This window comes from Pseudomonas sp. SIMBA_041, from assembly GCF_046535095.1.
GTDB lineage: Bacteria > Pseudomonadota > Gammaproteobacteria > Pseudomonadales > Pseudomonadaceae > Aquipseudomonas > Aquipseudomonas mucoides.
Genome location: NZ_JAWRXJ010000794.1, coordinates 1 through 244 on the forward strand (window position 1 = coordinate 1; position 244 = coordinate 244).

The following is a 244-nucleotide window of genomic DNA, read 5'->3' on the forward strand; positions in this document are numbered from 1 at the left end:
GTGCACATAAGGGCGCAAGGCGTCGGGGCACATGCCGAAGAACACCCATTCCACCTCAGAGGCCAGTTCACGCACGACATCGGCAATGACCTCCAGGTCCCCGGTGTGACTGGTGCCCCCACCCCAGCCGACCCGCGGCTTGCTGGAAGTACCGCGACGGCTGCTCAGCCCCGCCCAGGGCTCAGGGGCGAGCATATTGGGTACTACCCTGATATCGCTGTGCATGTCCGACAGGACATCCGCC

At 64.8% G+C, this 244-nt stretch carries 1 protein-coding gene; it reads right to left on the reverse strand.

Features of this window, described 5'->3' with window-relative positions:
- A partial coding sequence (locus SB725_RS33300) for a hypothetical protein (RefSeq protein ID WP_410923708.1) occupies positions 1 to 244 on the reverse strand: 244 nt, incomplete at both ends.